The organism is Pseudomonas sp. FG-3G (assembly GCF_901007645.1).
Taxonomy (GTDB): Bacteria; Pseudomonadota; Gammaproteobacteria; order Pseudomonadales; family Pseudomonadaceae; genus Aquipseudomonas; species Aquipseudomonas rhizophila.
The window spans coordinates 157,838-165,488 of the sequence record NZ_CAAKGZ010000002.1 but is presented as its reverse complement, the minus strand read 5'-3'; the positions used below and the strand labels follow the sequence as shown (position 1 = coordinate 165,488).

General features: G+C 62.2%; 5 protein-coding genes. 3 read left to right on the top strand and 2 right to left on the bottom strand.

Annotation, left to right across the window (positions count from 1 at the left end; translation table 11 throughout):
* Nucleotides 1-331 precede the first annotated feature (331 nt).
* Nucleotides 332-1,981, bottom strand: coding sequence for an acyl-CoA dehydrogenase family protein (locus PSEUDOMOFG3G_RS01870; protein WP_139049090.1), 1,650 nt, complete (start codon nucleotides 1,979-1,981; stop codon nucleotides 332-334).
* Nucleotides 1,982-2,055: 74 nt separating this feature from the next.
* On the bottom strand, nucleotides 2,056-4,440 hold the full coding sequence (locus tag PSEUDOMOFG3G_RS01865; protein WP_139049089.1) for a hybrid sensor histidine kinase/response regulator: 2,385 nt from the start codon (nucleotides 4,438-4,440) through the stop codon (nucleotides 2,056-2,058).
* Between the two features lie 313 nt (nucleotides 4,441-4,753).
* On the opposite strand from PSEUDOMOFG3G_RS01865, the gene PSEUDOMOFG3G_RS01860 reads away from it, so the two are divergent.
* From PSEUDOMOFG3G_RS01860 to hemL, 3 genes are read left to right on the top strand one after another with little or no spacing between them, the layout of a single operon-like run.
* Nucleotides 4,754-5,551, top strand: a complete 798-nt coding sequence (locus tag PSEUDOMOFG3G_RS01860) for a hydroxymethylpyrimidine/phosphomethylpyrimidine kinase (RefSeq protein WP_076383510.1) — start codon at nucleotides 4,754-4,756, stop codon at nucleotides 5,549-5,551.
* A 16-nt stretch (nucleotides 5,552-5,567) separates the two neighbouring features.
* A complete protein-coding gene (gene thiE, locus PSEUDOMOFG3G_RS01855) occupies nucleotides 5,568-6,194 on the top strand; it encodes a thiamine phosphate synthase (RefSeq protein ID WP_047229512.1) in 627 nt (208 codons plus the stop codon).
* Nucleotides 6,195-6,218: 24 nt separating this feature from the next.
* Complete coding sequence (hemL, locus tag PSEUDOMOFG3G_RS01850) at nucleotides 6,219-7,502, top strand: glutamate-1-semialdehyde 2,1-aminomutase (RefSeq protein ID WP_047229511.1); 1,284 nt, start codon at nucleotides 6,219-6,221, stop codon at nucleotides 7,500-7,502.
* Nucleotides 7,503-7,651 lie beyond the last annotated feature (149 nt).

The following is a 7,651-nucleotide window of genomic DNA, read 5'->3' as shown; positions in this document are numbered from 1 at the left end:
CACCCGAGATGTTGAATGTGCCGCCGCCATCGCGAGCAGGCTCGCTCCCACACTTGATCGCCGCCAGCCGCAGGTTCTTCATTCACCGCAGATCCCTGTGGGAGCGAGCTTGCTCGCGATAGCGGTGTATCAGTCAGCAAAGATGTTGAATGTGCCGCCGCCATCGCGAGCAGGCTCGCTCCCACCCTTGATCGCCGCCAGTCGCAGATTCTTCATTCACCGCAGATCCCTTGTGGGAGCGAGCCTGCTCGCGATAGCGGTGTACCAGTCACCAGAGATGTTGGATGTGCCTACGCCTTCGCGAGCAAGCTCGCTCCCACAGGTTCGGCGTTTAGAAACCCTGGGGCGTGGAGCGTGTCACGATGGCCTCGACATTCAGGCCTCGGGGCAAGGCGCCGTATGCCCGGCCAGCCGAACCCAGGCGGCTGGCGATGAAGGCGTCGCTGACGTCGCTGTTGCCCGCTTCCAGCAGCAGCTTGGCTTGCAGGCCGATGGCGATCTCTTCAGTCAATTGCCGGGCGCGGTACTGGATGTCAGCGGTATCCTTGAACGCCGCCTGCAACCGATCGATGTGGGCAGCCAGGCGTTTGTCGCCGTGGCCGTCACCCAGCTCGGTGAACAGCACTTCAAGCACGCCCGGTTCCTTGGACAGCGCCCTCAACACATCCAGGCACTGCACATTGCCGGAGCCTTCCCAGGTCGAGTTCACCGGTGCTTCACGATAGAGGCGCGGCAGGATGCTGTCTTCGACATAACCCGCGCCGCCCATGCATTCGGCGGCTTCGTTGATCATCGCGGGGGCGCGTTTGCAGATCCAGTATTTGCCCACCGCAGTCACCAGCCGCGCGAACTTGGCCTCGTGTTCGTCACTCAAGTGGTCCAGCGCCCGGCCCATGCGCAGGCTCAGGGCGAGGGCGGCTTCACTTTCCAGCGCCAGGTCGGCCAGCACGTTTTGCATCAGTGGCTGTTCGCTCAACAACTTGCCACCGACCTTGCGATGCGCGCAGTGATGGCTGGCCTGGGTCAGGGCCTGGCGCATCAGAGCACTGGAACCGACCATGCAATCGAAGCGGGTCATGGCGACCATCTCGATGATGGTCGGCACGCCTCGCCCTTCCTCACCGACCATCCAGGCCAGCGCCCCACGGAATTCAACTTCGCTGGAGGCGTTGGAACAGTTGCCCAGCTTGTTCTTCAGCCGCTGGATATAGAACTGATTACGGGTGTCGTCCGGGCGATGGCGCGGCAGCAGGAAACAGCTCAGGCCCTTGTCGGTCTGGGCCAAGGTCAGAAAGGCATCGCACATCGGCGCCGAGCAGAACCACTTGTGGCCCACCAGCTCATAGGCCTGGCCCGGACCGCTGGCGCCCACCGGATAAGCTTTGGTGGTGTTGGCCCGCACGTCGGTGCCGCCCTGCTTTTCAGTCATCGCCATGCCAAGTGTCACCCCGGCCTTGTGGGCCATGCCGACGTTTCGCGGGTCGTACTCGGTGGCGAGCGCTTTGGGCACCCAGAGCTCGGCCAGGTCCGGTTGCAAACGCAACGCCGGGACGCTGGCGAAGGTCATGGTCAGCGGACAACCGGTGCCGGCTTCAGCCTGGCTGTGCAGATAAGTCATCGAGGCTCGGGCGACGTGGGCGCCGGGTTGCGGCTGGGCCCATGGCAGGCTGGGCAAGCCATGCTCGACGGCCGTGCGCATCAACTGGTGGTAAGCGGGATGGAATTCCACCAGATCGATGCGATGGCCGTAGCGGTCGTGGCTGGAAAACACCGGCTTGTTCTGGTTCGCCAGAAACCCCGCTTCCATCAGCGGCCCGCCGGCCAGTGCGCCATACGCATCGATCCGCCCTTGCGCCCAACCCGCACCAAAACGCTGCGACCACTGTTGCAGCGGCAGGTCGATGCGATAGAGGTTGGCGCCATCCAGGGACGGTGGCTGATTGGTGACCTCGTGGGTCTCGGCGAACTGGTGCAGGTTCATGACAGGGCTCCTTGGTCGGCCAGCAGAGGTTCAGTTAAGCACCGCCCCAAGGTCGAACAAAGTGTCATACCCGCCTAAATATCGGCGCTTTCACCCTGTTTTGGACAAAGTACCCGCCGTTGCAGAATCGTGCGCAACACCTCGAATTTCACCGGTTTGCTCAGGTAATCGGTCAACGCGCCCGACGTGCAGCGCTCGTGATTCGGATTGGGACTGACCACAAACACCGGCAGGTCCTCGCAGCCGGCGAGCGTACGGATCTGACAGCAGACCGACACCCCGTCCAGCGGTGGCGACTGGCAATCGAGCAGCACGGCATCAACACTCTCGCCCTGCAGCATATCCAGTGCCGCGCGGCCGCTGTCGGCGGTACGCACCCGGTAACCGAGCTTGAGCAACATGCCGCGCATCACCAGCAGATCAATGCTGTTGTCGTCAGCCAGCAACACCGTGCAATCCTGAGGCAACCGCGCGCTTTCTCGCGGGCTGAACGAAAATGGCATGGGCGCCTCCACGGGCACGGCCATTTCCACCTCGACATCCAACTGGAATCGGCTGCCGCGACCGGGTTCGGAGGTGTGAGTCAGGCGTCCGCCCAGCAACTCCACCAGCTGCCGACAGATCGCCAGCCCCACGCCGAGACCGCCGTATTCCCGAGTCATGGAACCGTCCAGCTGGAAGAAGCGCTGGTACAAGCTCGCCTCCCCGAGGTCCGTGAAACCAATACCGGTGTCGATCACGGCAAAGGACAGCACCAGCCGATCGAGCCCCGACGGCCTGCCACTGACCCGCAGCGCCAGGCCCCCTGTGCGGGTGAACTTGACGGCGTTGTCCAGCAGGCATTCCAGGCATTGGGCCAGCTTGCCACTGTCACCGATCAGCCGGTCCGTCAGGCCGGGTGCCACGTCGACCTTGAAATCCAGGCTCTTGACCGCCGCATTGGCACCGAACTGCACCTGCAAGGCGTCGACCATCGCCCGCAGACTGAACGGCGCCGGGTAGGCCTTGAGCTTGCCGGCCTGCAACTCGGTAAGGGTGAGGATGCCGTTGACCATGCGCATCATGTCCCGCGCAGAACCTGCGGCGGTCTGTTGATACTGGGTCAGCTCCTCATTCATTTCGACGGTTTCCATCAACTCCAGCGAACCGATCACGCCATTCATCGGCGTGCGCAGCTCATGGGTCAAGGTGGCGAGGAATTCATCCTTGAGTTTGTTGCCATGGGCCAATTGCTGGTTGAGCACTTCAAGTTTCTGCCCGGCGTCGAACAGCGTCTGGGCCTGCTGCTCGCGCATGGCATTGATACGGTCGGCCAGGGCCAGGGACAACAGCGCTACTTCGATGGCCGAGCCGATCTGGCTGGCGTACATGGTCAGGAATACGTTCGGCAGATAACCGAGCACCATCATCGTGTTGACCACGCCCCCCAGCAGAAACGCCGACCAAGCGATGATGAAATAACGCGCCACCCGCAGGCCACGCCACCAGACGAACAGCCCGGCGGCGAAAATCACCACGGTAAACACCAGCGCCAATGCCGTCGCCAGGCGCAAGGCCAGGGCGTAACTGGTCATCAGCGACAGGCCCACCACTACGGCGCTGTAGGCGATCAGCGCCAGCAGCAGCCGGTCAAGCCAACGACTGTGTTGCGCGGTTTGCAGGAAGCTGCGCGCAAACTGGCTGCCGAACAGACCCGCACAGCCGATGAAAAAGGGGGTTGCGGCATTGGCCCACCAGGGGTTGTCCGGCCAGAAATACTCCACGGCCGCTCCGTTGACCGACAACTGATACAAGCCGAACGAGGCGATATAAACGATGTAATAAAGGTAACTGGTGTCCCGCACGCTCAGGTAAATGAACAGGTTGTAGACCAGCATCCCCAGCAGTACGCCATAGATGGTGCCCAACACGTACAAGCGCACAGGTTGTTGCTCAAGATAGGCCGTGCTCGACCACAACGTCAGCGGCGCCTGGATCGACCCCTGGCTTTGCAGGCGCAGGTACACGGCCTGACGTTGTTCAGGTTTGAAGTCCAGGCTGAACAGGTAGTTGTTCTGGCGAATTTCACGGCTGGCGAACGGCAAGGCATCGCCGGTCTGGCGAACCAGGCGATACGCCCCGGCGCTGTCAGGCAGATACAAGTCCAGATGGTCCAGCGGCGGATAGGCCAGCTCCAACAACCAGGTGCGTTGGGCGTCCGGATTGCCGGGACGGTAGTGCAGGTCTATTTTCAGCCAGAATGCCGAGCGCGAATAACCAGCGTTCAGCGTGGCTTTGTCATGGGGCTTGAAGTGACCCGCCGCGGCCTCTGCCAGGACATCGTCGATGGTGGCCGTACCGTGGGTGTCTTCGAACACCTGCAGGGCATGACCCAAGGGCAGGCTTTGGGTGAATTCATCGAATTCGAGGGCGCTTGCCAAAGCGGGCAAGCACAGCAGCAACATCAGCAAATAGCGCATTTAAGCCCCAGCGTGGCCTGTCCGGTTGAATCAGGAAGCCCCCCATTCCCTGAGTAGACGTAAAACCGGCATTACCTGTTATTGGTTGGATCCATTTCTAGCATAGCCGCTGATGGCCAATTTGCACCATTGAAATTTTTCCTACAGATGGCTCTAGAACGGGCGTTCCAGCGCCAAGCATTGAGATAGAGCTGTTGCTTTGGTCAGGTCGGCAACGGGTGGATCAAAAGCAATCATCAGAGCAAGCAGTCCAGCATAAAACCCTCAGAGTCCGACCACCGACAAAACAGGTTTGGTGGTAAGCTCGCGCACCATGAATATCTACAGCTCTCGCCCCGTTGTCCTCTGTCTCTCCGGCCACGACCCCAGTGGTGGCGCCGGTTTGCAGGCAGATATCGAAGCCCTGCTCGCCCAGGGTTGTCATGCCGCCCCGGCCGTTACCGCATTGACCGTGCAGGACACGGTTAACGTGAGCGATTTCCGCGTGCTCGATCGGGAGTGGGTGCTGGCGCAAGCCAATGCCGTGCTCAACGATTCGCAGGTAGCGGCGGTCAAGCTGGGGATGCTCGGCTCACTGGAAATGGTCGACACGGTGGTCGAACTGCTGCAGGCGCACCCGCATTTGCCCATGGTCTGCGACCCAGTGCTGCGAGCCGGTGGCGGCGGACGATTGGGCAAGGATGAAGTCGGCTACGCCATGCGCGAACGCCTGTTACCCCTGGCAATCATCGCCACCCCCAATCTGCCGGAAGCACGCATCCTCGCCGAACTGCCCGAGGGCAGCGCCGATGAATGCGCCGAAAAACTGCTGCCCTTCGTCAAGCACCTGTTGATCACCGGTGGTCACGGCGACGAACATGAAGTCCACAATCGCCTGTACAGCCGCGATGGTCGCCGCGAAACGTTCACCTGCCAGCGCTTGCCCGGCAGCTACCATGGTTCCGGCTGCACCCTGGCCAGCGCCCTGGCTGGACGACTGGCCCAGGGCGAACACCTCGCCAGCGCGGTCAAGACAGCACTGGATTACACCTGGCGCACCCTGCGCGATGCCGAACAGCTGGGCAAAGGCCAGTTCGTCCCGCGTCGCCTGCCGCTGGATTTCTGCTCGTAGCCCCGGAGGCTGTGGAATGAAACTACGTGGCCTTTACGCCATCACCGATAGCCAACTGCTGGCCGGCAAATTCCTCGCGTATGTGCAAGCGGCACTGGAAGGTGGCGTCACCCTGCTGCAATACCGTGATAAAAGCAGCGACGAAGCCCGTCGTCTGCGCGAAGCCGAAGCGCTGCGCAATCTGTGCGAGCGCTACAAGACCCGATTGATCATCAACGACGACGCCGAACTGGCCGCGCGCCTGGGCGTCGGCGTTCACCTGGGCCAGACCGATGGCCCTCTGGCGCCAGTACGGGCGCTGCTGGGGCGCGACGCAATCATCGGCTCCACCTGTCATTCCAGCCTGGAGCTGGCCGAACAGGCCGCCAGCGAGGGCGCGAGCTATGTCGCGTTCGGACGCTTCTTCAACTCCAACACCAAGCCCGGCGCACCCAGTGCAAACCTTGAACTGCTCGACCAGGCCCGGATCAAACTGCATATACCGGTGTGCGCCATCGGCGGCATCACCCTGGACAACGCCGCCCCGCTGGTGGCTCACGGTGTCGACCTGCTGGCCGTGGTCCACGGTTTGTTCGGCGCCGACAGCCCCCAGGAAGTGACGCGCCGCGCCCGTGCCTTCAACGATCTGTTGCAGATCAAATAATTTTTCGATTTCGAGAGCCCAACCATGTCCCGTTCCGAAACCCTGTTTGCCAACGCCCAGAAGCACATCCCCGGCGGCGTGAACTCCCCCGTTCGTGCGTTCAAGAGCGTTGGCGGCACCCCGCTGTTCTTCAAACACGCCGAAGGCGCGTACGTGACGGACGAAGATGACAAGCGCTATGTGGACTACGTCGGTTCGTGGGGCCCGATGATCCTCGGCCACAGCCATCCGGACGTGCTGGAAGCGGTGCGCAACCAGTTGCAGCATGGCCTGTCCTACGGTGCCCCGACCGCCATGGAAACCGAGATGGCCGACCTGGTCTGCTCGATCGTGCCGTCGATGGAAATGGTGCGCATGGTTAGCTCCGGCACCGAGGCAACCATGAGTGCGATTCGCCTGGCGCGGGGCTTCACCGGTCGCGACAGCATCATCAAGTTCGAAGGCTGCTACCACGGCCACTCCGACAGCCTGCTGGTCAAGGCCGGTTCCGGCGCGCTGACCCAAGGTGTACCAAGTTCGGCCGGCGTGCCCGCAGCGTTTGCCAAGCACACCCTGACCCTGCCGTTCAACGACCTCGAAGAAGTCGAGAAGATGCTCGGCGAAGTCGGCCAGGAAGTGGCCTGCATCATCGTCGAGCCTGTGGCTGGCAACATGAACTGCGTACCGCCGGCGCCGGGTTTCCTCGAAGGCCTGCGCAGCCTGTGCGACCAGCACGGCGTGGTGCTGATTTTCGACGAAGTGATGACCGGTTTCCGCGTAGCCCTCGGCGGCGCCCAGGCCCACTACGGCGTGACACCGGACCTGAGCACCTTCGGCAAGATCATCGGCGGCGGCATGCCGGTCGGTTGCTTCGGCGGCAAGCGTGCCATCATGGAATGCATCGCGCCGCTGGGTCCGGTCTACCAGGCCGGTACGCTGTCAGGCAATCCGCTGGCCATGGCCGCCGGCCTGACCACCCTGCGTCTGATCAGCCGCCCGGGCTTTCACGCCGAGCTGACCGACTACACCACCCGTCTGCTCGACGGTTTGCAGATTCGTGCCGACGCAGCGGGCATTCCGTTCGTGACCACCCAGGCCGGTGGCATGTTCGGCCTGTACTTCAGTGGCGCCGATGACATCGTGACCTTCGAAGATGTGATGGCCAGCGACGCTGACCGCTTCAAGCGTTTCTTCCACCTGATGCTCGACGGTGGCGTGTACCTGGCACCGAGCGCGTTCGAAGCCGGCTTTACCTCCATCGCCCATGGCGAGGCCGAGTTGAAGATCACCCTCGACGCCGCTGAGCGGGCCTTCGCCGCGTTGAAGTAAGCCTGTGGATAACTGACGCCGGCTGACGCTGGCGTCAGTGATTGACGACAACCTCTTGCCCCTTTTCCTACGTATTAGCCCTCGAAGCTGCCGTTAGCGCTCCCTCGCAGCAGAAAAACGAGTAAAGACTTTGTAAGGATGGCCCTGCT